A 26,594-nucleotide genomic window follows, 5' to 3' on the forward strand; every position below is an offset into this window, starting at 1 on the left:
AAATCAAATGGGATGGAGGCTATCGCATCATGGATTTTAAGAATTCCGCAATGAAACTTTTTAGTAATGAAGAATCTGTTGACACGTATGCCGGCCCGTATGTAGTACGGCCCGGTCAGCTGGATATTCTGGTGCGTACCCCTCATACCTATGAAGATGCAGTTTCCTATGCGGAAAAACTGATGGAAGGTTGTGCGGTCATGGTTAATTTTGCGGAAGTGGACAAAGAAACCCGCAACCGCATTTTTGATTACATGTGCGGTGTAAGTTATATTGTGAATGCCAGCATTTCCAAGGTCAGTGATACGATTATGATGTATGCACCGTCCCGGGTGGATGTGGAAAAACAGGCTCCGAAAAAAACTTCCTGGCTGGGAAGATAAATTAAACACAAACGGCTGTCTTTACAGGCAGCCGTTTTTCATGAAAAGATATGGGAGGAAACGTTATGTCGCATAAAGTTATTCAGGTTGAAGAGCGTGTTCCGTTGCTGATGAATATTCCGCTGAGCCTGCAGCATTTGTTTGCCATGTTCGGCGCGACGGTGCTCGTGCCGTTTCTGTTCAAATTAAATCCAAACACCTGCCTCTTCATGAACGGAGTAGGAACGTTGCTGTATATCTTTCTGACGAAAGGAAAGATTCCTTCATACCTGGGTTCCAGCTTTGCTTTTATTTCCCCGGTTCTTTTGATTATGGCGACACATCCCTATTCAGACGCGCAGTCCGGGTTCATCGTATTCGGTCTGTTGTTCGTCCTGTTCTCATTCATTGTTAAGATGATGGGAACGAAATGGATTGACTTCATTTTCCCTCCGGCTGCGATGGGGGCCATTGTTGCTATCATCGGTCTGGAGCTGGCGCCGACAGCGGCTTCCATGGCCGGCCTTGTAGGGGATAAAATTGAGTTGAATAACGTGATGGTATCCGTATTTACGTTGCTGGTCACCGTCATCGGTTCCGTAGCATTTAAAGGCTTTATGGCGATTATCCCGATCCTGTTCGGTGTTGTCTGCGGCTATATTCTGGCTTTTTTCCTGGGAATGGTCGATATGACTCCGGTGATCAATGCGCCCTGGTTTGCCATTCCGCAGTTTTCCGCGCCGACCTTCAACATGGATGCGATCGCGATTATCGCGCCGGCAGCGCTTGTGGTGCTGACCGAACACATCGGGCATCTGATGGTGACAGGGAATATCGTTGGTCGTAATTTGATGAAGGATCCCGGTCTGGACCGTTCCCTGTTTGCAGACGGCTGCTCCAATATTTTATCCGGCCTGTTCGGTGCTACTCCGAATACAACGTACGGTGAAAACATCGGTGTCATGGCGATCACCAAAGTCTACAGCGTCTGGGTCATTGGCGGCGCAGCTGTGTTTGCCATCCTGTTGTCCTTTATCGGAAAGTTAAGTGAACTGATCCACGGTATTCCGAGTCCGGTCATGGGCGGTGTCTGCATGCTGCTGTTCGGCGTCATTGCAGCCTCCGGTCTGCGTCTTCTGGTAGAACAGAAGGTGGATTACAGCAAATCCCGTAACCTGACCATGACGGCCGTTGTTATGATCGTCGGCCTTTCCGGCGCCAAGCTGACCTTCGGTACCATTACGGTACAGGGAATGGTACTGGCTACGCTGGTAGCGATTCTGTTAAGCCTGCTGTTCCATCTGTTCGAACATTTGGGTCTGATGGAAGAATAGAATATATTGACGATGATAAATATTGCAGCAAATTTGCAGTAAAAAATCCGCCGGATTTTCGGATCCGGCGGATTTTAAATATCGGGAATGAACGCCTGCGGATGGGACGGAACAGCCTATTCCGTTTCTTTCAGGGTTCTGGAAGCGCCTTTTAACGCTTTCAGCAGCTCCGGAGAGCCTGCAGGATTGTTCTGACAGAGTTTTTGCAGTTCCATGAAGGTCCGGAACTCGCTGCCCCAAAGGTAACGGCCGTCGCCGTCGTAGCATGCCAGTACCAGATTCTGTTTGGCGCGCACCGGCGTCCTTCCATTGTCATCTGTGACGGTAATATACACATCGTCCGGAAAGTCCATTACGTATAGTACGATGCCGTCTTCTTCCGTTTCTTCCAGAAAACCCGACAGGGAAAACTCTTTGGATAAATCTAACATAATCAATGATCCTCCTCGTAACGTAGTATTATGGAACCGGTGAGTAGTTTGTCTGCACGACCGGTCATCGCGCAAACTCATTAACGTTTTGTTCCCTTTTGATTTTGTTTTTTTTATTTTACCATGAAACAAAAGTATTGTATAATAGATTTGAAAAGAAAAGGGGAGGCATTTTCTTGAAAAAAGCAGAAAGGCAGAAAGATAATAAAATACGGCCGGGCATGCAGGTGGAGTTTATCTGCCCGAAATGCGGGACACACCTTGCCTGGGCTCTTCCTGATATGGAGATGAACTGTCCGAAGTGTGGCAACTGGGTCACCAATGAAAACCGGAAAAAGCCGAAGCTTGATCTGCTGCTTCCAACGGATGATGACCAGCTGACGTTGTTTTAAGGAAGCGCGAACCGGTCGGCTTTGCGGGCTTCTGTCAGGGTGGCAGAGGAACAGGTGCCTCCGTTTTGCAGTGAAAAATAATAAAAGGAGAGACGTGGCTATGAAAATTTTTATGGATACGGCTAACGTGGAAGAAATCAGGGAATTTGCGGATATGGGAATCGTGTACGGCGTGACTACCAATCCGTCGCTGATCGCCAAGTCGGGGCGCACACAGGCGGAAGTGATTCCGGAAATCTGCGCGCTGATCCCAGGACCCGTAAGCGCCGAAGTAATCAGCCAGGACTGCGAAGGAATGGTAAAAGAGGCGAGGGAACTGGTGAAAATCGCGGATAACGTGGTTGTAAAAATCCCCTGCATCACGGAGGGGCTGAAAGCGGTCAAGATTCTGGCAGCGGAAGGGATCAAAACAAATGTTACGCTGGTGTTCAGCCTGGGTCAGGCATTGCTGGCCGCCCGGGCCGGCGCGTCTTATGTGAGCCCTTTTATCGGGCGTCTGGACGATATCGGGCAGGACGGTTCAAAGCTGGTAGAGGATATGGTAAAAGTATTCCGCAACTACCAGTTCAAAACGGAAATCATTGCCGCCAGCGTGCGCAACATGGAACATGTTGACAGGATGATGCTGGCCGGAGCGGATATTGCTACGATACCTACCAAGGTTCTGCGTGAGCTGATCAAACATGAGCTGACCGATAAAGGGCTGGCAAAATTTATGGAAGATTACCGGAACAGTCTGAAAAAGTAAAAGCGCACGTATTGTTATGCCCTGGAATATTGATCGTAAAAACAAAGTAAGTGCTTTTGGATTATTTTTATGCGGATGTGCGGCCGTATCGTTCATCCGTATTTCTTTTTGCGGAGGATAAGGAAAGACAATGAATTGGCTTGCATTGCTTAAATTGCCGTCACGTATTGCCGCTGTTCTGGCAGGTGTCGGCATACTGGGAGGCGTTTTTTCTCCTGCGTCTGCCGAAGCTGGGTACCGTAAGGTTCCGGAAAAGTATCAGGATGTGGATGTACAGGTGTTACAAAGCGGTCCGACGCTGCTGTTTTCTGACAGCCCGGAGATGGTTTACGACAACGGCATTTTGTATAAGGATGTTGTTGAAGGAGAAGGACGTGTATTTTTCCATCACGTAAACGGGACAAAAAATACCAGGAAACTGGCCATCCTGATGCGCCCTGTCGATAAGCGGGCCACGATCACCTGGGGATGCCGGGGGATCGGCGATCCGGACAAACGTTATTATATTTCTGCGCGAAAAGGACAGACGCGGTATTTTAACGAGTATAAAGAGCTTTTGAAAAAAGCACATAAAAACGAAATGGAAGAAAAACGGGAAAACAGTAAGAAGAACAGAATAAACAAAAACGAAATACCGGAGTACAGTTTTTACCGGAAAGTACCGGACTTACCGCTGACGACGCTGGCCAGGGGAGAATATCTGGAAGTTCTTTCACAGGCGCGTAATATGCAGCACGCTGGCGCCCGTCTTAAACCGGAACAGCTGTTAACAGGCATGTTTGATTTTTATACGAATCATCCTGTTGAAATTGTCATCATGATGTGCAACCCGGAAGAAGACGTTGATAAATTTTCCCGGGAGGGAATTCTGTTGCCGATGGACGAGCATCCGCTGCGTGGAACGTACCGGAATGCAGATCTGACATATATCGTTAAAAAGCCGGTTCAGATGAAGTGGTATCAGGCAAAGGCGTTGTGTATGGCAAGTTCTGACGATCCGTATTATCTGACAGGAATTGACAGTATGACAGGAAAAACGACACAGAATCATGGGAATTACGGTGTTGTTTATCATCTTGTATACAGCGTCGCAGGCGAACATCCCATCCAGTTGGGAATTAATCCCTGGGGCGGTGAATTTTATGGCGCCGGCATGATGATTTCTGAAGGGAAGGCAGCTATTGTCAATATTCCGGGAAAAAACCTGTTCTTTGGCAAAGGCGACGAAGTAGATGATGTTTTTACCCATCTGCCGAATCATAAACGCAAAGATGCGGAGTTTATCTGGTCTCCGCCGGGAGCCTCCAATCTTCCGATACGTGCGTTTTGGACTGTGAACAGACTTGAAAATAGTAAAAAATCTTAATTAACTTATCTTCGAAATGAGAACAGCCCTTTACAAATTGAAAAAATATGATAAACTTAAGTAAGAAAGATAAGTTGTAAAAGGCTTTGAAAAAGATTTTTTTAAAAGGTTTTTATTAAGCAGTCTTTTTAGTAATAAATATTGATTGGAGGAATGGCTGTGCAAAAGAGAAATACCATTCAGCGCCAGCTGGTCATTTCTGCAGTACGTTCATTGAGCAACCATCCTACGGCAGAAGAAGTGTACAACCGTATTGTTTTGGATTATCCGGATATCAGCAAGGGAACTGTGTACCGGAATCTGAACTCTCTGGTGGACAGCGGGCTGCTGCACCGCGTTTCCGTTCCCAGTTCCGCAGACAGATATGATCATATGCTGACGAAGCATTATCACGTACAGTGCGTGAAATGCCACAGGTTTATGAATGTAGATGATCTGGATTATTTCCAGGATCTGGACGATAAAATCGCGCAGATGACCGGATATCGTATGGAAAACCATAATATCGTGTTCCAGGGAGTCTGTCCGGAATGCCAGATTGAAGAGCTGGAAGCGAAAAAGCGGGAAGTGGAGATGGCGAAGTCGGAAGGAAGGAAACCGAATAAGATCAGCGCAAAATTATAGTTTTCTTCTGAACGCTTTTTAAACAGTTTTATATTATGGGATTAACATGTCTGTTTACAAATAAATACAGGTAAGGTATGATTAAGTTGCAGGAATGACATCTGCAACTTTTTCTGTTTTCAGAACGAGAGGGAAAATGAACGGAACAGGTAAGAAAGTCAAGAGTAAAAATGAAATTGGAAAAGTACATCCTGTTCTTTCTGTGCTGAAAGGTCAGGAACTGGAGATTGAGATCACAGGTCTTGGAAGCACAGGGGAAGGCGTAGGACGGTTTGCGGATATTGCAGTGTTTGTACCGGGCGCGCTGCCGGGTGAAACGGTGAGAGCAGCAGCGGCCTTTATTAAAAAGTCTTTCATCATTGGGGAGCTGAAGGAAATCCTCGTTGCTTCCCCAGACAGGGTGGATCCGGTCTGTCCGGTTTACAAATCCTGCGGCGGTTGCCAGCTGCAGCATCTTTCCTACGAGGCGGAGCTGAAGGAAAAACGGGAACAGGTAAAAGCGGCATTGGAACGGATTGGCCACCTTCACGGTATTAAGGTAATGCCGACGATTGGATCTGAACATCCTTTATATTACCGTAACAAAATGCAGTTTCCCGTGTCGGGGAAAAACCGTGAACTGAAAATAGGCTGCTTTGCTTTAAACACCCATACTGTAATTGACGTAACGGATTGCTGTATCCAGAAACAGAAAAACAATGAGATCGCTTCTGTTGTCCGGGCTTGGATGAAACAGTTTAAGATTGCGCCGTATGACGAGGATAAACGTACCGGCATAGTCCGCCATATAATGGGCCGGGTAGGTGTACACACCGGGGAAATCATGGTCTGCCTGGTTACGGCACAGGATAACGTACCTCACCTTAAGGAACTGGTGAAGATGCTGAAAACCGCGATTCCCGGTGTAAAAAGTGTGGTACAGAACGTGAATAAGAGAAGTACCAATGTGATATTAGGAGAGAAGACCCGGTTGATTGCCGGAGCCGTTACGATTAAAGATAAAATCGGTCCCCTGAAATTCAATATTTCTGCCCAGTCATTTTTCCAGGTCAACAGCGAACAGGCAGAAAAATTGTATAATACAGCGTTGGAATTTGCGGATCTGAAAGGCACAGAAACCGTAGTAGACCTGTATTGCGGTACAGGTACCATTACCCTGTTCATGGCCCAGAAGGCCCGGCAGGCACTGGGAATCGAAATCGTCCCGTCTGCTATTCGCGATGCAAAAAAGAATGCCCAGGCAAACCATATTGAAAATGCAGATTTCCTGTTAGGCGACGCAGCGGTAGAAATGCCGAAGCTTGTTGCCGGCGGGCTCCGGCCGGATGTGGTAATTCTGGATCCGCCCCGTGCAGGATGCGAGGAACGGGTGCTGTCGGCAATCGTGAAAGTAATGCCGGAGCGGGTGGTGTACGTTTCCTGTAACCCGGCAACGCTGGCAAGGGATCTGGCGTATCTGCATGAACACGGTTTTAAAATTGAAAAGGTGCAGCCCTGCGATATGTTCAGCAGGACGCATCATGTGGAGACAGTTGTGTTGCTGACCAACGTAAAACGGTGATTTTTATAATAATAAATAACGAAAAACAGATACTGTGTTTTTTATTATTTTTGGGGAGGCGATTTCATGCAAAAGACTTCAAAAACAGTTTCCATGGTACTGGCAGGCGATTCTTTCATCACGCAGCGGCTTCCGCGTGACGCGAAGCTGGCAGCACTGAAAAATTATCTGGAACAATTTGACGTGCGTTTCACTAATTTTGAGATACTTCTTCATGATTTTGAAGTGTTCCCGGCGCCTGTCAGCGGCGGTACCTGGGCCTGCGCCCGCCCGGCCGTGCTGCAGGATTTGCAGTATCTTGGATTCAACCTTTATACCTGGGCCAATAACCATACCATCGACTGGAATCTGGGAGGCATCCTCACGACCAAAAAACATCTGGATGCTGCCGGTGTTGTACATGCCGGCTGCGGGATCAATCTGGAAGAGGCGGCACAGCCACGATATCTTGATCTGCCTCAGGGGCGTGTTGCAATCATAGGCGTTACTTCCACCATGAACGAGTGGGGGATGGCATCCAACCCGCGCAGGGACGTGCTGGGGCGGCCCGGTGCCAACGTGTTGCGGTACCAGACGGTCCACAAAGTCAGACCGAAAGAACTGGACACCCTTCGCAAAATCGTGGACCAGACCGAAGTGAATGCCGACCGTATGCTGCTGGAAAAGGAAGGGTTCAATAAGCCCATGACCGGTGGTTATCTGATCGGAAAGATCCGCTTTGAAGCTGCGGCCCGGGGCGAGAAGCCCGGCACCATCACCACGATGAACAAAAAGGATGCGGACCGGATCGTCCGTTCCATCGAAGAAGCGAAACGGCAGGCGGACTTTGTGTTTGTCAGTCACCACAGCCATGAGCGGAAAGGAATGCAAAAGAATCGGCCTGCGGACTTCTGCCGCGATTTCGCAAAGTTGTGCATCGATGCGGGAGCTTCCGCGTATATCGGGCACGGTCCCCATATCTGGCGCGGTATTGAGATTTATAAAGATAAGCCTGTATTTTACAGCCTGGGTGATTTCATTTTCCAGAATGATTCCGTGGAACGTCAGCCGACAGAATTCTATGACCTGTATGATCTGGGACCTGATAACACAGTGGCGGACGGGCTGGATGCCCGCAGTGCCAACGGAACCAGGGGCCTGGCGGTGGATCATTTTGTCTTTGAATCGGCGCTGGCGTCTTTTACGGTAACGGAAGGCGCAATCCGGGAAGTGGATCTGCAACCCCTGAGTCTGGGCTTAAAGAACGGGAGAAGCCTGCGGGGACGTCCGGAACTGGCGGATGCTGAATACGGCGGACAGATTCTCGCCGATATCGCGGAGCTTTCTAAAGAATATGGGACAGAAATTAAAATTTCGGACGGTAAAGGCAAAATTTCAATTTAGCTTGTATTTCCTTTTTCTGTTGTTTTTTTTAGATTAAATAATTTTTAAAAAATCATTGATTTTTCACTTGATTTTTTCGTTTCTTTCTGCTACTATCTTTCTGGAATCGGAGCGGCATGGAAGGCATCCTGTGGAGCTTTACCAGCAACACCGCAACGTTTCCGGACAAAGTCATACATCGCTTGGATCTTACAAGACCGGGACGAGACGCTAAAAGGCTGTATTGCGCATCTTTCCGGATGCGCATTTTTTTATGCAGCTCTCCTGGAAAAAGAAGGAGGAGAAGAATGAAAAAGCTGTGTGAACTCATCGGGAAGTATTTTGGAGTAGTCATCATCTTATTCTTTATCGGGGGCATGACCTGTCCGCCGGCATTCACCTGGGTGCTGGGAAAACTGGCAGGGTTTTCGCTTCTCAGCATGATGCTGGGGATCATCATGTTCGGCATGGGCACCACCATGGAACTGAAAGATTTCCGGCTTATCCTGCAACGCCCGCGGGATGTGTTTTTAGGAGCTGTTGCACAATATGCCGTAATGCCGTTCCTGGCATATCTGCTTGCCCGTGCATTTGATCTGGATGCGGCCCTTACAGTCGGCGTGGTACTGGTAGGTACCTGCCCCGGCGGTACGGCGTCTAACGTTATTACGTTTATCAGCAAAGGAGACCTGGCTCTTTCCGTAACCATGACGACGGTTTCCACGTTGCTTTCTCCGATTATGACCCCGCTGCTTACGTATCTCATTATCGGACAGCGGATTGATTTCAGCCCCATTGCCATGTTCTGGAGCATTGTCCAGATCGTCATTATCCCAATAGGGTTTGGAGTGGCATTGCGTCATTATTTCCCGGTCTGGTGCGAAAAAGCCAAAGCTTACCTGCCGGCGCTTTCCTGCCTGTGCATTTCTTTACTGATCGCAGGACTTGCGGGCGCCAGCCGTGAAGCAATTCTGGCATCTTCCGTAACCATTATTGCCGTAGTTGTGCTCCACAACCTGCTGGGCTGCCTGCTGGGCTTTGTAATCGGCCATGTTTCCGGTATGAGCTGGAAAAAGTGCGTGGCACTTTCCATTGAAGTTGGTATGCAGAATTCCGGTCTTGCGGCGGGTCTGGCCAAAACGCATTTTGCCAGCCTTGCTGCCGCTGCGGTCCCGGGGGCTATCTTCAGCAGCTGGCATAACATTTCCGGCAGTATCCTGGCCTGGTTATATGTGAATTATCTGAATCCCCGCTTTGATAAGGAATCAGAGGATTATGCAGGACAGATCCCTGAAAAAGTGCAGACCGCGCAATAAGAAAGCAGAATCTAATGGAAATTTTTTTGTAAAGGATATAACAGGAGGAAAAAGATGAAACTGATAAAAACTGTAAGGGAATTACAGGCGTTAGTAAAAGAAGTAAAAAAATCGGGGAAAAGCATCGGGCTTGTTCCTACCATGGGTGCCCTGCATGAAGGGCATGCATCGCTGATTAAGGCAGCACATGCAGAAAATGACTTTACAATCGTCAGTGATTTTGTTAATCCGACTCAGTTTGGTCCCACGGAAGATCTGGATGCTTACCCGAGAACCCTGGATCATGACTGCGAACTTGCTGCGGAAATGGGGGCTGATGTGCTTTTCGCGCCTTCTCCCGCTGAGATGTATCCCAGCAATGATATGACCTGGGTGGAAGTTACCGGCGGGATCACAAAGGTACTTTGTGGCCGCAGCCGTCCCATTCATTTCCGGGGCGTAGCTACGGTGGTCAGCAAATTGTTTAACCTGGCCCAGCCTGACAAAGCCTACTTCGGACAGAAGGATGCACAGCAGGCGCAGGTTCTGAAACGTATGGTCAAGGATCTTTTCTTTCCGCTGGAAATCCGTGTCATGCCGATTGTGCGTGAAGCGGACGGCCTGGCGAAGAGCAGCCGCAATGTGTATCTGAATACGTCGGAGAGAAAAGCTGCGGTAGTTTTAAGTCAGGCGTTGCAGCAGGCAAAGGCTGCTTTTGAAAAGGGGGAGCGCAACAGTGAGGCGTTGGTGGCAATGGTGACGGAAACCATCCGGAAGGAGCCCCTGGCTGAGATTGATTATGTGGAAATCTATCGGTTGCCCGAACTTTCGCCTGCGGAAAACGTGATCACAACAGACCATCTGCTGGCTGTGGCTGTTAAGTTTGGCACAACCCGCCTGATTGACAATACGATTTTACAGGCAGAAGCGTAAACACTAAAACAGGGGGAAATTACATGTTATATACTATGTTTCATGGAAAAATCCACCGCGCTGTTGTAACGCAGGCGCGTCTGGATTATATGGGAAGCATCACCATTGATGAGGACCTTTTGGATGCGGCAGGCATACTGCCCGGTGAAAAAGTCCAGATTGTGAACAATAATAACGGGGAACGGCTGGAAACCTATACCATTGCCGGGGAACGCGGCAGCGGTGTTATTTGCCTGAACGGTGCCGCTGCACGGAAAGCGCAGGTGGGTGACGTTGTCATTATTATTGCCTACGCTGTTATGAATGAGGAAGAAGCAAAACAGCATACACCGAAAGTTGTTATGGTGGATGAGCACAACCGTGTTATCGTTGACATCGGGAGGGAAAAAGCAAATCAGACAAACGCGGAAGCGTTAGGCACCCTGAAATAATGGCGGGTTAAGTATTTTCTGCCTGATTTGAAATAGTTTTATCTTAATAGTTGTGTATCTTGTCTTAAAAGTTTAACGGAAAGGTTTCCTGCCTTTCCGTTTTTTGTTAATCTGTTACAGTTTAGTTGCAGAAAGTAGTGTATACAGTATTCCTTTGTGTGAAATATTGTTAAGTCTGTTTCCTGATGTTATACTAAAAAATAATAATTCGGGCAGAAACGCCTGATTATTTAAGGAAGGCCGGAATTAAAGCATTTCTTTAACACGGCAAAGGGGGTAATTTTATGTTAATCTTAGGTTGTCTTATTGTTCTGGCAGCGCTGTTCCTGCTGGTAAAGCGCTATGAAGCCAGGATGGTGCTGGTCTGTGCCGGTATCGTCATGTGCCTGGCGTCGGGAGCTCCCATGAAAGCATTGGACGCTTTCGCCAAAGGCATGGGCAGCGGCATGATTTCTTCCGCCTGCTCCAGTATGGGTTTTGCGTTGGCCATGCGTTTCACGGGTTGTGATAAACATCTGATCAACGCCCTGGCAAAACTGTTGTTAAAAGTGAACTGGCTCTTGATTCCCGGCGTTATCTTCGGGACCTATGCCGTAAACGTGGCACTGCCCAGCGCGGCCGGCACGGCTGCAGCGGCGGGCGCGATCTTTATTCCTATCCTGATGGGCGCTGGTGTGCATCCGGCTATGGCAGCCGCCGCAGTTAAGTGCGGTACCTACGGTTCCATGCTGAATCCGGGCCTGGCCCACAACCCGTTTGTGGCTAAGATTGCCGGTGTGAATGTAATGGACGTCATCGCATTCCATTACAAAGCCAATATTGCCTCCCTGCTGGTGGGCGCAGTAGTTTTAACCGCGATTGCTTATTTCCTGAAAGAAAACAAGGGCCATGTGGTGGAAGGTCTGGAACTGGATACTGAGTTTAAAGTGAATCCGCTCTACGCCCTGATGCCTGTTGTTCCTATCGCTATCCTGATTTTAGGCGCTACCGGTCTGGTTCCTATCTTTAAGATGGGCGTAGCCCAGGCCATGGTCATCGGCGCCATCCTGACCTGCATCGTGACCCGGACCAATCCGGCGGCTCTGACCAAGTCCTTCTTCGACGGCATGGGCAAAGCTTACGGCGATATCATCGGTATCATTCTGGCGGCAGGCGTATTCGTAGCCGGTATGAATGCCATGGGTCTGGTGAAGGCCTTTATCGCTGCCATGGTCAACAATCCGTCTATCGTTAAGATCTGTGCGTCCGTTGGTCCGTTCCTGTTAGGTCTGATCACCGGTTCCGGCGATGCGGCAACCTTTGCGTTTAATGAAGCGGTTACACCTCATGCAGCCGATTTTGGTATGTCTATCGTACAGATGGGTTCCATGGCTACCCTGGGCGGTACCCTGGGCCGCACCATGTCCCCGATTGCCGGCGCAACCATTATCGTAGCCGGTATTGCAGGCATCAGCCCCATGGAAGTTACCCGCCGCAATGCGATCCCCATGGTTTTCGCTATGATCGTTGGTATGATGTTCCTGGCTTTCTGATTCGATAACGAATATACTATATTAAAATTATGATAAGCTTCCGCGTATCCGTGCAGTGCGGGTACGCGGAACATATACTTACAGACTGTGAGAGTTCAAAGAAAAGGAAAGAATGATACTATGGAAACGATTTGGAAACAGGCAGAAGCATTAAAACCGGAACTGATTGCCAGACGGCGTGATCTCCATACCCATCCGGAAACCGGATGGACGGAATTCCGGACGGCATCAATGATTATTAATGAACTGAAAGCATTAGGCTATGAAGTGCATTTTGGTGACGAAGTAGTGGCAGAAGCGTCCATGATGGGGCGGCCTTCTGCGGGGGAACTGGAAGACTATATGAAACGTGCCATATCCGAAGGGGCAGACCCGGTGCTGGTGGAGAAAATGGCCGGCGGCAAGACCGGCGTGGTAGGCATTCTGGATACGGGCAGGCCCGGTAAAACTGTTGCGTTCCGCTTTGATATGGATTGCAACGATGTGGAAGAGGATAAAGGAGGGGCACACCGTCCGGCAGCGGAAGGGTTCCGTTCCACACATGCAAAGGCGATGCATGCCTGCGGGCATGACGGGCATGTGACCATCGGTCTGGCTACGGCCAAACTGTTAAAGGAAAATATGGACGCACTGCAGGGCCGTATCAAACTGATTTTCCAGCCTGCGGAAGAAGGGGTTCGCGGTGCGCTGGCCATGGTGGATGCCGGTGTGGTAGACGATGTGGATTACCTGTTTGGCGGGCACATCGGTTTTAAGTGTACCCAGGCGGATACGCTGGTAACCATGACGGATGGCTTTCTGGCCACAACGAAGATGGATGCAGTGTTCCACGGTGTTTCCGCCCATGCCGGAGCGGCACCGGAGGAAGGAAAGAACGCCTTACTGGCAGCGGCCCAGGCAGCCATCAGCTTAAGCACGATCTCCCGGCACAGTCAGGGCTCCAGCCGCATCAATGTAGGCGTGCTGAACGCGGGGACCGGGCGAAACGTGGTTCCTGACATTGCTTCCATGAAAATTGAGACACGGGGCGGTAACACGGAGATCAATGAATTCATGGTCAAAGAAGCCCGTCGTATGTTGCAGGCTGCAGCAGATCTGTACGATGTAAAGGTCGAGATATCCCTGGCAGGCGGCGCGCCGGCCAGCATTTACGATAAGGAACTGGCGGAAGAAATTGCGGCGCTGGTCAAAGAAAAATGCGGTTACGCCAATGTGCTGACCTATGTGGATATGGGCGGCAGTGAAGACTGCACGTATTTTATGGACCGGGTACAGAAGCGCGGCGGCAAAGCGGCTTACATGATGTACGGTACACCTATCGCGGCAGGACACCATAACAGTCACTTCGATTTTGATGAGGAAGTACTCTGGAAAGCGGCGGCTACGCTGACGGAACTGGCTGTAAAATACAGTGCGTGATGCAAATCAGCTGTAATTGTGCAACATCGCAGGATGTTTACAATTACAGCTTTTTTTGTCATAATAAAAGTAACGTATCAAGGTAAAACCTGATGCGGATAAGGGAAAAAAGAATAAGTGCTTTCCTGCAAAATTGGGAAGCAAAACGGAAGATTGTAAAAGTAATAAAATTCTAAGAAAGGAAAAGTATGGTGGCAGCTTCTAAGGAAACTCATTTAATCAGCGTTTCCCTAAATACATCATACAAGAAAGCGTATGTTACCAGTAAACAAAAAACGTGTGGAAGAACTGATCGGCGGCCTGGCAAAATTTGGCAGAACCGATGCGGGCATTACCCGCCTGGCTTATACCAGTACAGACAAAGCGGCCCAGATGTGGCTGCTGAAGCAAATTGAATATCTGAATTTGGAAATAAGGGAAGATGTGCTGGGAAATCTGTTCCTGCGCCGCCCCGGACTGGATCCCCATATTCCGCCTGTAGCCTGCGGATCCCATCTGGATACAGTCATCCATGGCGGCGCCTATGACGGGATGTGCGGCGTAGTGGGTGCATTGGAAGCGCTGCATATGCTGTCTGACGAAACGCTGCGGCGCAGTATCGAAATTATCGTATTCAGGGCGGAAGAGTCCAGCCGGTTTGGCTTTGCTACCATTGGCAGCAAGCTGATTACAGGAAAGGCGAAGCCGGAAAAATTTGCCAATGCCTGCCGCAAGGACGATATTACCTTTAAAGAAGCAGTGAAAGAGTGGGGCGGCAACCTGGATGAATATGATAAAGCGGTTTTAAAGCCAGGCGTCTACAAGTGTTTTGCAGAAATGCATATCGAGCAGGGAAAGGTATTGGAAGAAACCGGTAACCAGATCGGTATCGTGCATAACATTGCAGCGCCTACCCGTTTCAAACTGCATATAACCGGTATGGCCGACCATAGCGGCGCAACACCAATGGGTTACCGGAAGGATGCGCTGGTCAGCGCGGCCAAGATGATACTGGCCATAGAAACGGCGGCAATCAATGAAAAAGAAAACGGGACCGTAGGTACTGTCGGTATCGTAGAGGTAGATCCCGGCTCGATTAACGTAGTGCCTGGCAAGGTTACTCTCTGGGTAGATGTACGGGGCGTCAATACGGAAAGCATACAGCGCGCCCTGAAGGAGATCCGGCAGGCTGCCCAGGGAACAGCCCGGGCGGACGTGGTGGAAATCGTGGAAGAAATGCTCACATCAGACACTCCGGTAGCATTAGATGAAAAACTGGCAGCCCAGTCAGAAGCCATCTGCAAACAACAGAACAAATCATTCCTGCATATGAACAGCGGCGCCGGTCACGACGCCATGCACATGCCGGCTGTCTGTCCTACGACGATGCTGTTCATTCCCTGCAAGGGCGGCATCAGCCATAACCCGGAAGAGTTTGCAAAGAACGAAGATATCTGCGCCGGAATCGAAGTGCTGGCGGAAATTCTGAAACGGGAAGCGCAGTAGAATTGTAACTAAACATGACAGCGGATCGCGATAAAGGATAAAACAAGGAGGAAACCATGCGTACCGTATTATTAAGTTTACTGACGGTCGTTCTTTCACTGTTATCTTTCTTCCCCACAGTTCATGCAGATGTAATCGATCCGGGAAATCCGTACCGGAAACCGCCCCGCCCTCAGCCGAATCCGGTTACACGGGTGTACAGAATGTGCGAACCGGATTTCACCCTGACCAAAGTTGAAGGTAAGGACAGAGTCTTCCGGCTGCAAGTAACCTTGCCCGGACCCTGCGAGTGGGGTTACAAAGTGTATGTGGAGGAAGAGGGAACCACGGATTTGAAATTGCTGGAGAAGGCAGGATGGTTTTCCGTTTCTGACGTAAAGCAGGAATCAGACAGCCGGGAATTTTTAATCCCGCTTCCGAAAAAAGAGAATGTGAAATTCCTGATGGCTGTGGAGTTCCGCATGTATCGTTTTGTGGAAACCCGCTATGGTCCCAAGGTGTATGGAGCGGACGAAAGGATTGAAACACTGGATCGGGTTTATGAATTGACAACGGTCGACGGGAAGCAGATACTGAATTGATGATCAAGGCTTTTGTATTTCATAAATCGTAAAAGTAGTTGTTGAATATTTTCAGAAATGTGTTTTTCGAAACTTTTATCTTTTTTTCAACGATATGTAAGCGAGGCAGAGTTTGTTAGCAATCTTTACGGCATTGCATTTTCTGGTGGACGGTATCTGTGCGGCGGTCATGGCGGCTTATGCCGTGCAGGAACCGTCGCTGGCTCCCATAGTCTATTATTTCGGACTGTATAACGCCATTGCTTTCGGCACCCAGTGGCTGACGGGCTGTTTTTTAGATAAAAAGAAAAACTGGATACGGTACGCGTTCCTGTTTGTCCTTGTGACGTTAGGTCTGGGAACGCAGTCTGCTTTGGGCATCAAGGCGCAGACAGTTTTGCTGGGAATCGGCAACAGCGTGTTCCATGTAGCGGCAGGCAGTTTGGTACTGCGGCGTTACACGACATACAAAGAGCTGGGTATTTTTGTTTCCAGCGGCGCAGTAGGGCTGGCCCTGGGATTGAATTGCATTGTAGGTCCGTATCCGTTTTTGGTTGCCTGCAGCGTCTTGTGCGCCGTGGTGGCACAGCGTTTGTGGCGTACAGAAATTCCGGAAACCGTTGCAGTTAAAACGGTACTTCAGGATTTATCAGTAGATACTGTGCCGGACGCTTTGTTTTCTCAAAAAACGCAACAAACAGAAACAAAAAGTTTTTGCCCGCCTGAAACGCCGGACAGGAATTTACCAAATGTTTCGCTGCAATGGCTTAGCGGCATTTGTCTTGTTCTGTTGTTGGGCTGTATTGTATTGCGGGGGTTCGGCAGCGGAGGCGCAGCCAGTCCGTATGTGATGCTCTTTCCCTGCGTTTTTGCAGCGGGAAAAGCCCTGGGCGGCATCATCTGTGACAGGGTAGGGTATTCGAAGACCATCCTTTTTATTTTCCTGTTAAGCTTTGCATCGTTGCAGCTGTCCGGTCTGGTTGCCGCAGTGATGCTGGTTTTGGCATTTAACATGACCATGCCGTTGACATTACGGTTGGTACACTGGTGCAACCCCCGGTATCCGGGGATGATGTTCGGCCTGGCGGCAGGCTGTTTGTTGCCCGGTGTTTTTTATAAAGGTTTTTCCATTCCGCCCCAGGGCATGGTTGTGTTGCAGTTCCTCTGCCTGGCTGCGGCGGGCTGGCTGCTTCAGAAAAGTGTGAAAATACCGGATCGTTGAAGTGACCGGAATACCAATAGAGGTTTTTCATGAATTCTGTTTTATCTCCTGACATTTCGGCAATTGCCGTTTTCCTGCAGGGACTCTTCAGTTTCTTTTCACCCTGCGTGCTGCCGCTGCTGCCGGTATATTTCGGGTATCTGTCCGGTGGTACGGCGGAGCGGAACGCGGACGGATCCCTGCGCTTTGACCGCGGCAGGGTCATGATAAATACATTTTTTTTTATATTGGGAATCAGCGCGGCGTTCTTCCTGCTGGGCATGGGCGCTTCCGCAGCGGGCAGCGCTTTGCTCAAACACCAGAAGCTGATCATGCGCGTTGGCGGGATCCTCATGATCCTGTTCGGCCTGTACCAGTCAGGACTGCTGGGGGAGTGGGGGTTTCTGGCCAGGGAGCGGAGACTGCCGTTCCGTTTTGAAACAATGGCAACGTCTCCTGTTATGGCATTTGCTTTCGGCTTTGTTTTCAGTTTTGCCTGGACACCCTGCGTGGGCCCCATGCTCAGCAGCGTTTTAATTTTGGCGGCGGCGGAACCGGAGAAAGGAATGGTGATGATTATGTTTTACACGCTGGGATTTGTGATACCGTTTCTTTTGTTAGGACTGTTTTCGGAAACCGTCATGAAGCTGGTGAAAAAACATAAAGGCATTATGGCGTTTACGATGAAAGCGGGCAGCGTCCTGATGATTGCGCTGGGTCTGCTGCTGTTCGCCGGAAAACTGGCCGGCACCGGCATTGCCGCGCCGCAGCAAAACGCAACGCAAAACACGCAGCAAACGCAGAATGCGCAACCTGATGATAAACTAAGCAAAAGCGCCGGGCAACGTGAGAAGCAAACCCAAAATGCAATTGCTGCCATTCCATTTACCTTAAAGGATCAATACGGAAAAACCCATAGCCTGGCCGGCTATAAAGGCAAAATCGTCTTCCTGAATTTCTGGGCGACCTGGTGTCCGCCCTGCCGGGCCGAAATGCCGGATATTCAGAAACTGTATGAACGCTCGTCGCAGGAAGGCAGGGATGCGGTGATTGTGTTAGGCGTGGCTGCGCCGGAGCTGGGCAGCGAAACGGATAAGGTCGGCGTCAAAGCGTTTATGGAGAAAAACGGCTATACCTATCCTGTTTTGATGGACGAGGGGGGCAAGCTGTTCGAAGCGTACGGTATCCGGGCCATCCCTACCACATACCTGATCGACCGCAGGGGAAATGTGATCGGCCGGGTTCAGGGAGCTCTTTCAGCAGAAAATCTTGAAAAGATAATCCAACAGGCGCTCCGGACTGCGAAATAATGACAATCTGAACCCGTCTCCACGGCGCAAGGAGCTCTGATTAGCGTATTGTGTTTAATAAAAGTATAATATTTGATACAGATTTAATATAAATATTAAAAAAATTATAAAAATCGTAAAGCTTTCGTGCAATAATTTTTAAATTATGCTATCATAATTTAAATATGCCGCCGGCATAAGATAATTTGGATTAAAGTGAGGGAAAAACATGAACGGAGCGGACGCAATTGTAAAGTGTCTGGAAATGGAAAACACAGAGTATGTATTTGGCTATCCCGGGGTAGCGATCTGTCCATTTTACAACAGTATTCTGAATTCAAAGATAAAAACAGTTCTGGTGCGTCATGAGCAGCATGCGGCTCATGCGGCCAGCGGCTATGCCCGTCTGACGGGAAAGGTTGGCGTGGTAGCAGTTACCAGCGGTCCCGGCGCTACCAATGTAATTACCGGCATTGCCACTGCGTATGCGGACAGCATTCCGCTGGTGGTGATCACAGGTCAGGTAGACAGCCGGCTGATGGGCAGCGATGTGTTTCAGGAGGCGGATATTTCCGGCGCCTGCGAATCGTTTGTAAAATACAGCTACATTGTCCGCAATGCGGAAGATGTACCCCATATTGTGAAAGAAGCGTTTTACATTGCCAGTACCGGACGGAAGGGACCGGTCCTGATCGATTTTCCCATTGATATTCAAAATCAGAAGATCAGCAAACTGGAATACCCGGAAACTATTTCCATGTCGTCTTATAAACCGACGGTGAAAGGGAATGCCAAACAGATAGACAAAGTGGTGCGGGAGTTGAAAAAGGCGAAACGCCCCCTGATCTGCACCGGCGGCGGAGCCCATTTAAGCGGTGCGGCGGATGTGATCCGTACCTTTGCGGAAAGGCATCAGATACCTGTTGTTTCTACTATGATGGGTCTGGGGACCATGCCTACAGAGCACCCCATGTTTTTTGGTATGGTAGGCAACAACGGGCAAGCCTATGGGAACCGGGCCATGAACCAGGCCGATATGATCCTGATGGCCGGCGCCCGGGTGGCGGACCGTTCCATTGCCCGTCCGGATGAGATCAGTACCAATAAGATTCTGGTACATATCGACGTGGACCCGGCAGAGATTGGGAAGAATGCAGGGCCGACCATTCCGCTGGTAGGCGATCTGAAGAATGTGTTCATGGAACTGGACAAAGAAGATATCCGCCCGGCAACCCGGGAATGGCTGGACTGTCTGGCAGGTTACCGGAAAGAAGCGGAAGAAGCCAAAAAGGCTAAGGCAGATCTGGTAATCACGCCGGGCACCGTGGATCCCACGCATTTTATCCATGCATTGTCGGACGCCATGCAGAAAAATGCAGTTTATGTGGCAGATGTTGGCCAGAACCAGCTCTGGTCCTGCGCTAACTGCATCATCCGGGAAGGACGTTTCTTTACTACAGGCGGCATGGGATGCATGGGGTATTCCGTACCGGCGGCCATGGGCGCCAAACTGGCCGACCCGTCCCGTCAGGTCGTGGCTGTCTGCGGTGACGGCGCCTTCCAGATGTGTATGATGGAACTGGGAACCATGCGGCAGTATAATGTGCCGGTGAAGATTGCGGTGATACGTAACAATGTACTGGGCCTGGTACGCCAGTACCAGCATTTCACGTACAAAGACAGATTCTCCGTCATCGACCTGACCGGAAGTCCGGAACTGGAGTCCATCGCCGCGGCGTACGGGATGAAATTCCTGTACCTGAACGAAGAAGCGAAGATGGCTGAAACCATCCAGGCGTTCCTGGAAAACGATGAATCTGTATTACTCCAGTGCGATGTAGATCCGAACGAGGTGGCCTGACATGAAACGAATTTATAATGTATTAGTAAAAAACCAGTCTGGTGTGCTCTGTAAGGTTTCCGGTCTGTTCTGGAGACGCTGCTTCAACATTGACTCCCTGGCAGTTGGCGAAACGGAAGATAACGCTATCTCCAACATGACGATTGTGAGTACTGGGGATGATCACACCCAGGAGCAGATTGAAAAACAGCTGAATAAGAAGATTGACGTAATTAAAGTCAAAACATTTGATGAACAGGAAGCGGTCTGCCGGGAACTGATGCTGATCAAAGTGAAATACACCCGGGATAACCGGCGGGACATTATTGATAACTGTTCCGTCATGAATGCTTCTATTATTGATATGGGCAACAACATGATGACCATCCAGATCTGTGATACACCAGAACGTGCCCAGATATTCCTGGAAAATATCAACCACATTAAAATTGTAGAAATTACCCGTTCAGGGACGGTAGCCCTGACCAAATGCAAAGAAGGGCTAAAATAATATAGTGAAATGGAAAAGTGCGGCTGACAGTTTTGCCGCACTTTTTGCTGTAGCAGAGGCGCGCCGGATTTTGCAGAAAGAATTCCGGTCATGTGGTATTCATTTTCAATTGGCTTAATCAGTGGTTCCTTAAAAAAAAATCAGCTTGCTCTGTATTTTTTGTAGCGAAGTATGGTAAAATATCCATTAGAATAAAAATAGGAAATACGGTTTTTATTCAGGCATGTTTTTTTACGGCTGTATAGGCAGGCTCTTATACGGCTGATTATATGTACAGGGGAGAGAAGTATGGCACAGAGAACAGACATCCATAAAGTAATGATCATCGGCTCCGGCCCGATCGTAATCGGCCAGGCCTGCGAGTTTGACTATTCCGGCACCCAGGCGTGCAAGGCACTGCGGAGCCTGGGCTATGAGATCGTGTTGGTGAATTCCAATCCGGCCACCATTATGACAGATCCGGAAATGGCGGATAAAACCTATATCGAACCGTTGAATGTGGAGCGGGTGGAACAGATTATCGCGAAAGAACGTCCGGACGCGCTGCTGCCGAACTTAGGCGGACAGTCCGGCCTGAATCTGTGCGCTGAGCTGTACAAAGCCGGTGTGTTGGACAAATACGGCGTAAAAGTCATCGGTGTGCAGGTGGACGCCATCGAACGGGGCGAAGACCGCATCGAGTTCAAGGAAACCATGAACAAGCTGGGCATCGGCATGGCCCGCAGTGAGGTTTCCTACAGTGTGGAAGAAGCTCTGGCCATTGCGGATGAATTAGGGTATCCCGTAGTGCTGCGCCCGGCCTATACCATGGGCGGCGCCGGCGGCGGTCTGGTTTATAACAAAGAAGAACTGAAAACGGTCTGTGCCAGAGGTCTGCAGGCCAGTATCATTGGCCAGGTGCTGGTAGAAGAATCCATCCTGGGCTGGGAAGAACTGGAACTGGAAGTAGTGCGTGACAAGGACAACAACATGATCACTGTCTGCTTCATCGAAAACGTGGATCCGGTAGGCGTGCATACGGGCGATTCCTTCTGCACCGCGCCCATGCTGACCATTCCGGAAGATGTGCAGCAGGAACTGCAGCGTCAGGCATATAAAATCGTGGAACATATCGGCGTCATCGGCGGCACCAACGTACAGTTTGCCCGGAATCCGAAAGACGGCCGTATCATTGTCATTGAGATCAATCCCCGTACCTCCCGGTCTTCCGCCCTGGCATCCAAGGCTACCGGTTTCCCCATTGCGCTGGTATCTGCCAAACTGGCAAGCGGGCTCACCCTGAAAGACCTGCCCTGCGGCAAGTACGGCACCCTGGACAAGTACGTGCCCGACGGAGATTATATTGTTGTGAAATTTGCCCGCTGGGCATTTGAAAAATTCAAAGGCGTCGATGACAAGCTGGGTACCCAGATGCGGGCTGTCGGCGAAGTCATGAGCATAGGCAAAAATTATAAAGAAGCCTTCCAGAAAGCCATCCGTTCTCTGGAAAAGGGACGTTACGGACTGGGCCACGTGAAAAACTTTGACCAGCTTTCGAAGGAGGAACTGCTGACATTGCTGCGCACACCTTCTTCCGAGCGTTACTTCCAGATGTATGAAGCCCTGCGCAAAGGCGCCACGGTAGATGAGATCTTCGACATCACCTGGGTGAAACATTACTTCGTAGAGCAGATGAAGGAACTGGTGGAAGAGGAAGAAGCCCTGTTGCAGTACAAAGGTACAGTGCCGCCGGCGGAAGCCCTGGCGCAGGCCAAGAAGGACGGCTTCTCCGATAAATACCTCAGTGAGATCCTTGCTGTTTCCGAAGATGATATCCGCCATGCCCGTGAAAAGGCCGGGGTAGTGGAGGCCTGGGACGGCGTCCATGTCAGCGGCACGCAGGACAGCGCATACTTCTATTCCACTTACAACGCGCCGGATAACAATCCGGTTACCGATAAGAAGAAGATCATGATCCTGGGCGGCGGTCCCAACCGCATTGGGCAAGGCATCGAGTTCGACTACTGCTGCGTCCATGCGGCCATGTCCCTGAAGAAACTGGGATTTGAAACGATTATCGTCAACTGCAACCCGGAAACGGTATCCACTGACTACGATACCTCCGATAAACTGTATTTTGAGCCCCTGACGCTGGAAGATGTTTTAAGCATTTACCATAAGGAAAAACCGGTAGGCGTCATCGCCCAGTTCGGCGGGCAGACCCCCCTGAACCTGGCGGCCAAACTGAAAGAAGAAGGCGTGAATATTTTAGGTACCACGCCGGAAGTCATCGACCTGGCGGAAGACCGGGACCAGTTCCGCAAGGTCATGGACAAGCTGGGCATCCCCATGGCGGAATCCGGTATGGCCAGCACGGTGGAGCAGGCCATTGAACTGGCACATAATATCGGCTATCCTGTCATGGTACGTCCGTCCTTCGTACTGGGCGGCCGGGGAATGGAAGTGGTCCACGATGACGAGCAGATGAAAGACTACATGGCGGCGGCCATCGGCGTAACGCCGGACCGCCCGATCCTCATCGACCGCTTCCTGCATAATGCGCTGGAGTGTGAAGCGGATGCCATTTCGGATGGAACAGACGCATTTGTCCCGGCAGTAATGGAACACATCGAACTGGCCGGTATCCATTCGGGCGACAGCGCCTGCATCCTGCCCAGCCGTCAGATTTCCGAAGAGAACCTGAATACGATTAAAGAGTACACCCGTAAAATTGCGGTAGAAATGAACGTAGTCGGTCTGATGAACATGCAGTATGCTATCGAGGACGGTAAGGTGTATGTGCTGGAAGCGAATCCCAGAGCTTCCCGTACCGTGCCGCTGGTGTCCAAGGTCTGCGGCATCCGCATGGTGCCCCTGGCTACCGATATCATTACCGGTTCCCTGACCGGACGTCCGTCGCCGGTGCCGGGGCTGAAAGAGAAGCATATTCCGTATTACGGCGTAAAAGAAGCCGTATTCCCCTTCAACATGTTCCCGGAAGTCGATCCGATTCTGGGACCGGAGATGCGGTCTACCGGTGAAGTGCTGGGCCTGGCGGAAACGGTAGGCGAAGCGTACTTTAAGGCGCAGGAAGGCGCCAAGGCGATACTGCCGTTACAGGGAACCGTGCTGCTGTCCATCAGCGACGGGGACAAGGACGAAGCAGTGGATGTGGCCCGCGCGTTTTATGAAGACGGCTTCAAGATCATTGCTACGGCCGGTACGGCGAAGCTGATCGAAGACGCCGGGATTCCGGTAGAACGGGTCAACAAGATCTATGAAGGTCAGCCCAACATTGAGGACTGGATCATTAACGGCAAGATTCAGCTGATCGTGAATACGCCGGCCGGCAAGACGGCGGCCCATGACGACAGCTACCTGCGCAAGGGAGCCATCAAGCACCGGGTCACCTATATCACGACTATGGTGGCTGCCAAGGCGGCGGCCGAAGGCATCAACCAGATGAACAAGCACGGAAACAGCGAGGTGCTTTCCCTGCAGGAATGGCATGCGCTGATTCAATAAACAAGTTAAAACAAGATGGAAACAGTAAGAGGGGCTGTAACAAAATGAAGTTTTGTGCTGAATTTTGTTCGGCCCTTTTCTTTTGCGCAACAAAGCGGGATTACAGACTATCAGAAAAAATAGCCTGTAACCCCGCTATCTGTTTTTAGGCGCACTTTAATACGCCTCACGGCTTTTTTTTACATTTTTTTTCAGCAAGCTTGTTCTTTGCCTGCTTTTCGTAAAAAACGCTGGTTTATCCGCTCTTCCTGTATACGGTTGCGCAACTTACGGATATTGTATCCTTTAGTTTAACCATCCAAAGCGGCAAAAGCAAGAAGCCCTTCGCAAAACAGGGGGTGACACTCTGGACCCCCCGTTGATTTTCGGTTCCGCCGCATAAAAACTTTGCAATGGCAGGGGAACATGGTAAAATATCTAAAAGGGATGCGATACGGATGAGCGGCTGCATTCCTTTGTGCCGGACTACCGGCTGAATCTGCTCTCGCCGGAACGGATCGACTCTATTCGAAATTTGATGAAAACTATGAATCTTACTACCAGGCAAGCGACGGATGCGCTTATGATTCCTGTTGCCGGCCAACAAAAGTACGCCGCGCAGGCGTAACCCTACAATCAATGCCAAGAGAAACATAAATATCGGATTATAAAGCTTAACCGACCGCAAAGAAAGGGGAAATGCGATGAAGAAAGCCATTTATGTACAAATGATGAGGATACTTTCGTGTATTGTCATGATTTGCGCCATTCTCGGAACGTGCACGCTTGTCGGCGCTAACGAAAAGACCGTCGCCGACCTCGTGGTCTACGGCAAGATTTTTACTTCCGAAGACAATCGGATTGCGGAAGCATTTGCCGTGAAGGACGGAAAGTATGTCTATGTCGGTGACAGGAAAGGAGCCAAAGCGTTTGTTCAAAAAGGCAGGACTGAGGTGCTGGACTATACCGGCAAGGGGCTTGTGATGCCCGGTTGCGGTAACGGTCACGCGCATTATATGCTGGGCTACGCCCTCTCAACCTAGGCGCCATGGTGGGGATGGAAGATGACGCCCATAAGTTCATGACGGAGATCCTTCCCGCTACAGTCCGGAAGGCAAGGGAGAGCGGCTCCGCAGTTGTCTTTGACCAAGGGTGGAATCTCGAAAGCTTCAAGTCACATATACCCACCCGCCAGGAAATTGATGCGGTCTGCAGCGACCTTCCCGTCTACTTTTTGGACGATGAGTGCCACAAGGCCATAACAAACACTCGGATGCTGGTGCAGGCGGGCATCATGAAGGAAGACGGCACCGTGCTCAAAAAAGAGATCAAGGGTGGCGTGATTGAGATGGGTGCAGATGGTACTCCGACGGGCTTCCTGTCGGAGCAGGCTCAGACCTATGTGCGCCAGTCCGGCGCAGGTAATAACGCGGGCGGTTACGGCATCGCGGGCCGGGAGCGTACCTGCCCGCTGACAAAGTATTTTACATTATAGGGAAAGAAAGGAGTTCGAGATATGAAAAGGGAATTCAAGGATCTGATGATTTACGAGCCGTACGAGTACTTGAACAGTGAAATCACGGGAGACTACGACGAAGCCCTTGCCGTAAAGTGCTTAAACGGCGCCTTCGTCGGAACCGAGGAGAACGGGGTCGCTTCGTGGCTTGGCATACCCTACGCGAAGCCGCCCGTGGGCGAGCGCCGATTCAAGGCTCCGGAGTACGTGGACGAAAGCGACCGGGTCTTCGAGGCCAGGTACTACGGAAAGTGTGCTTTCGGCGCACAAGCCTATCCGGATTGTGTGCAGAAGCTGAGCTCCGAGGACTGCCTCTACCTGAACATCTGGGTCAACACTGACGACAAGACCGAGAAGAAGCCGGTGATGGTCTGGATCCACGGCGGGGCTTACGTCACCGGCTCGGGCTCGGAGATATCCTACAGCGGAGCCAACCTCGTCCAAAAGCAAAGTGACATCGTCATGGTGAACATCAACTACCGCCTGAACATGTACGGCTTCATGGACTTCTCGTCGGTGCCCGGCGGCGAAAACTTTAAGACGGCGCCCTGCAACGGCCTGCTCGACCAGGCTATGGCGCTCAGGTGGGTGCACGAGAACATCGCCGCTTTCGGCGGCGACCCTGACAACGTGACCATCTTCGGGCAAAGCGCTGGCGGCGGCTCTGTCTCCATTCTGCCGGTCATGAAGGAGGCGAACCGGTATTTCCAGAAGGTCATCGCCCAGAGCGGCTCGACCACCCTGGCCTTCCCGGTCGACTGCGAAGCAGCGCAGGGCAAAACTAAGGCGCTGCTGGAGTACACCGGCTGCAAGACCATGGTAAGCGCAAAATAAAATACCGGATTTCATCATCGGCTGAATTGTGCCATACTTAATGGTATAAAGCAGCCGATATTTTTGTGTGGTACGAGATGTCGGC

Annotated in this window: 24 protein-coding genes; 23 read left to right on the plus strand and 1 reads right to left on the minus strand. The window is 50.2% G+C overall.

Annotated elements, in window-relative coordinates; translation table 11 throughout:
• Positions 1–29 precede the first annotated feature (29 nt).
• Both sepF and uraA read left to right on the plus strand, forming a co-directional pair.
• Entirely contained in the window at positions 30–383 is a 354-nt protein-coding gene (sepF, locus tag ACZOWY_RS05030) for a cell division protein SepF (RefSeq protein WP_484393451.1), read from the plus strand.
• Between the two features lie 65 nt (positions 384–448).
• Positions 449–1,696, plus strand: coding sequence for a uracil permease (gene uraA, locus ACZOWY_RS05035; RefSeq protein WP_484393454.1), 1,248 nt, complete (start codon positions 449–451; stop codon positions 1,694–1,696).
• Between the two features lie 116 nt (positions 1,697–1,812).
• Here uraA and ACZOWY_RS05040 read toward each other — a convergent pair whose 3' ends face one another.
• Entirely contained in the window at positions 1,813–2,127 is a 315-nt protein-coding gene (locus ACZOWY_RS05040) for a hypothetical protein (RefSeq protein WP_484393456.1), read from the minus strand.
• A 176-nt stretch (positions 2,128–2,303) separates the two neighbouring features.
• On the opposite strand from ACZOWY_RS05040, the gene ACZOWY_RS05045 reads away from it, so the two are divergent.
• From ACZOWY_RS05045 to ACZOWY_RS05145, 21 genes are all read left to right on the plus strand, one after another.
• The gene (locus tag ACZOWY_RS05045; protein WP_484393458.1) at positions 2,304–2,519 is read left to right on the plus strand and encodes a TFIIB-type zinc ribbon-containing protein; all 216 of its coding nucleotides are present in this window, start codon (positions 2,304–2,306) and stop codon (positions 2,517–2,519) included.
• A 100-nt stretch (positions 2,520–2,619) separates the two neighbouring features.
• The gene (gene fsa / locus ACZOWY_RS05050; RefSeq protein ID WP_484393461.1) at positions 2,620–3,267 is read left to right on the plus strand and encodes a fructose-6-phosphate aldolase; all 648 of its coding nucleotides are present in this window, start codon (positions 2,620–2,622) and stop codon (positions 3,265–3,267) included.
• Between the two features lie 130 nt (positions 3,268–3,397).
• On the plus strand, positions 3,398–4,633 hold the full coding sequence (locus ACZOWY_RS05055; protein ID WP_484393463.1) for a hypothetical protein: 1,236 nt from the start codon (positions 3,398–3,400) through the stop codon (positions 4,631–4,633).
• Positions 4,634–4,792: 159 nt separating this feature from the next.
• Positions 4,793–5,257 (plus strand): Fur family transcriptional regulator, encoded by a 465-nt coding sequence (locus ACZOWY_RS05060; protein WP_484393464.1) that lies wholly within the window; start codon positions 4,793–4,795, stop codon positions 5,255–5,257.
• A gap of 136 nt (positions 5,258–5,393) precedes the next feature.
• Entirely contained in the window at positions 5,394–6,818 is a 1,425-nt protein-coding gene (gene rlmD, locus ACZOWY_RS05065; protein ID WP_484393466.1) for a 23S rRNA (uracil(1939)-C(5))-methyltransferase RlmD, read from the plus strand.
• Between the two features lie 66 nt (positions 6,819–6,884).
• Positions 6,885–8,201 (plus strand): CapA family protein, encoded by a 1,317-nt coding sequence (locus ACZOWY_RS05070; protein WP_484393467.1) that lies wholly within the window; start codon positions 6,885–6,887, stop codon positions 8,199–8,201.
• Between the two features lie 287 nt (positions 8,202–8,488).
• Positions 8,489–9,496, plus strand: a complete 1,008-nt coding sequence (locus ACZOWY_RS05075) for a bile acid:sodium symporter family protein (protein ID WP_484393468.1) — start codon at positions 8,489–8,491, stop codon at positions 9,494–9,496.
• A gap of 54 nt (positions 9,497–9,550) precedes the next feature.
• The gene (gene panC / locus ACZOWY_RS05080) at positions 9,551–10,408 is read left to right on the plus strand and encodes a pantoate--beta-alanine ligase (RefSeq protein ID WP_484393471.1); all 858 of its coding nucleotides are present in this window, start codon (positions 9,551–9,553) and stop codon (positions 10,406–10,408) included.
• Between the two features lie 23 nt (positions 10,409–10,431).
• A complete protein-coding gene (gene panD / locus ACZOWY_RS05085) occupies positions 10,432–10,839 on the plus strand; it encodes an aspartate 1-decarboxylase (RefSeq protein ID WP_484393472.1) in 408 nt (135 codons plus the stop codon).
• 284 nt (positions 10,840–11,123) lie between these two features.
• Entirely contained in the window at positions 11,124–12,371 is a 1,248-nt protein-coding gene (gene dcuC / locus ACZOWY_RS05090) for a C4-dicarboxylate transporter DcuC (RefSeq protein ID WP_484393475.1), read from the plus strand.
• Positions 12,372–12,491: 120 nt separating this feature from the next.
• Entirely contained in the window at positions 12,492–13,790 is a 1,299-nt protein-coding gene (locus ACZOWY_RS05095; RefSeq protein ID WP_484393476.1) for an amidohydrolase, read from the plus strand.
• A gap of 255 nt (positions 13,791–14,045) precedes the next feature.
• Complete coding sequence (locus ACZOWY_RS05100) at positions 14,046–15,275, plus strand: allantoate amidohydrolase (protein ID WP_484393477.1); 1,230 nt, start codon at positions 14,046–14,048, stop codon at positions 15,273–15,275.
• 56 nt (positions 15,276–15,331) lie between these two features.
• Complete coding sequence (locus tag ACZOWY_RS05105) at positions 15,332–15,856, plus strand: hypothetical protein (protein ID WP_484393480.1); 525 nt, start codon at positions 15,332–15,334, stop codon at positions 15,854–15,856.
• Positions 15,857–15,968: 112 nt separating this feature from the next.
• A complete protein-coding gene (locus ACZOWY_RS05110) occupies positions 15,969–17,057 on the plus strand; it encodes an MFS transporter (RefSeq protein ID WP_484393483.1) in 1,089 nt (362 codons plus the stop codon).
• A gap of 29 nt (positions 17,058–17,086) precedes the next feature.
• Positions 17,087–18,346, plus strand: a complete 1,260-nt coding sequence (locus ACZOWY_RS05115) for a redoxin domain-containing protein (protein ID WP_484393485.1) — start codon at positions 17,087–17,089, stop codon at positions 18,344–18,346.
• 208 nt (positions 18,347–18,554) lie between these two features.
• Entirely contained in the window at positions 18,555–20,186 is a 1,632-nt protein-coding gene (gene ilvB, locus ACZOWY_RS05120) for a biosynthetic-type acetolactate synthase large subunit (RefSeq protein ID WP_484393488.1), read from the plus strand.
• Between the two features lies 1 nt (position 20,187).
• On the plus strand, positions 20,188–20,676 hold the full coding sequence (gene ilvN / locus ACZOWY_RS05125; protein WP_484393491.1) for an acetolactate synthase small subunit: 489 nt from the start codon (positions 20,188–20,190) through the stop codon (positions 20,674–20,676).
• A 288-nt stretch (positions 20,677–20,964) separates the two neighbouring features.
• Positions 20,965–24,180 carry a carbamoyl-phosphate synthase large subunit gene (carB, locus tag ACZOWY_RS05130; RefSeq protein ID WP_484393496.1) on the plus strand — a complete coding sequence of 1,072 codons (3,216 nt, stop codon included), beginning with the start codon at positions 20,965–20,967 and terminating at the stop codon, positions 24,178–24,180.
• 707 nt (positions 24,181–24,887) lie between these two features.
• Positions 24,888–25,202, plus strand: a complete 315-nt coding sequence (locus tag ACZOWY_RS05135) for a hypothetical protein (protein WP_484393498.1) — start codon at positions 24,888–24,890, stop codon at positions 25,200–25,202.
• Between the two features lie 5 nt (positions 25,203–25,207).
• Complete coding sequence (locus tag ACZOWY_RS05140) at positions 25,208–25,654, plus strand: amidohydrolase family protein (protein ID WP_484393500.1); 447 nt, start codon at positions 25,208–25,210, stop codon at positions 25,652–25,654.
• A gap of 21 nt (positions 25,655–25,675) precedes the next feature.
• Positions 25,676–26,509, plus strand: a complete 834-nt coding sequence (locus ACZOWY_RS05145) for a carboxylesterase family protein (protein WP_484393502.1) — start codon at positions 25,676–25,678, stop codon at positions 26,507–26,509.
• Positions 26,510–26,594: the final 85 nt, after the last annotated feature.

The sequence above is a fragment of the Succiniclasticum sp. genome (assembly GCF_056977735.1).

Bases quoted from the DNA above. Each gene is read 5' to 3' on its own strand.
- sepF (WP_484393451.1), top strand. From the start codon at position 30: ATGGATTTTAAGAATTCCGCAATGAAACTTTTTAGTAATGAAGAATCT.
- uraA (WP_484393454.1), top strand. From the start codon at position 449: ATGTCGCATAAAGTTATTCAGGTTGAAGAGCGTGTTCCGTTGCTGATG.
- ACZOWY_RS05040 (WP_484393456.1), bottom strand. From the start codon at position 2,127: ATGTTAGATTTATCCAAAGAGTTTTCCCTGTCGGGTTTTCTGGAAGAA.
- fsa (WP_484393461.1), top strand. From the start codon at position 2,620: ATGAAAATTTTTATGGATACGGCTAACGTGGAAGAAATCAGGGAATTT.
- ACZOWY_RS05055 (WP_484393463.1), top strand. From the start codon at position 3,398: ATGAATTGGCTTGCATTGCTTAAATTGCCGTCACGTATTGCCGCTGTT.
- rlmD (WP_484393466.1), top strand. From the start codon at position 5,394: ATGAACGGAACAGGTAAGAAAGTCAAGAGTAAAAATGAAATTGGAAAA.
- ACZOWY_RS05070 (WP_484393467.1), top strand. From the start codon at position 6,885: ATGCAAAAGACTTCAAAAACAGTTTCCATGGTACTGGCAGGCGATTCT.
- ACZOWY_RS05075 (WP_484393468.1), top strand. From the start codon at position 8,489: ATGAAAAAGCTGTGTGAACTCATCGGGAAGTATTTTGGAGTAGTCATC.
- panC (WP_484393471.1), top strand. From the start codon at position 9,551: ATGAAACTGATAAAAACTGTAAGGGAATTACAGGCGTTAGTAAAAGAA.
- panD (WP_484393472.1), top strand. From the start codon at position 10,432: ATGTTATATACTATGTTTCATGGAAAAATCCACCGCGCTGTTGTAACG.
- dcuC (WP_484393475.1), top strand. From the start codon at position 11,124: ATGTTAATCTTAGGTTGTCTTATTGTTCTGGCAGCGCTGTTCCTGCTG.
- ACZOWY_RS05095 (WP_484393476.1), top strand. From the start codon at position 12,492: ATGGAAACGATTTGGAAACAGGCAGAAGCATTAAAACCGGAACTGATT.
- ACZOWY_RS05100 (WP_484393477.1), top strand. From the start codon at position 14,046: ATGTTACCAGTAAACAAAAAACGTGTGGAAGAACTGATCGGCGGCCTG.
- ACZOWY_RS05105 (WP_484393480.1), top strand. From the start codon at position 15,332: ATGCGTACCGTATTATTAAGTTTACTGACGGTCGTTCTTTCACTGTTA.
- ACZOWY_RS05115 (WP_484393485.1), top strand. From the start codon at position 17,087: ATGAATTCTGTTTTATCTCCTGACATTTCGGCAATTGCCGTTTTCCTG.
- ilvB (WP_484393488.1), top strand. From the start codon at position 18,555: ATGAACGGAGCGGACGCAATTGTAAAGTGTCTGGAAATGGAAAACACA.
- ilvN (WP_484393491.1), top strand. From the start codon at position 20,188: ATGAAACGAATTTATAATGTATTAGTAAAAAACCAGTCTGGTGTGCTC.
- carB (WP_484393496.1), top strand. From the start codon at position 20,965: ATGGCACAGAGAACAGACATCCATAAAGTAATGATCATCGGCTCCGGC.
- ACZOWY_RS05135 (WP_484393498.1), top strand. From the start codon at position 24,888: ATGATGAGGATACTTTCGTGTATTGTCATGATTTGCGCCATTCTCGGA.
- ACZOWY_RS05140 (WP_484393500.1), top strand. From the start codon at position 25,208: ATGGTGGGGATGGAAGATGACGCCCATAAGTTCATGACGGAGATCCTT.
- ACZOWY_RS05145 (WP_484393502.1), top strand. From the start codon at position 25,676: ATGAAAAGGGAATTCAAGGATCTGATGATTTACGAGCCGTACGAGTAC.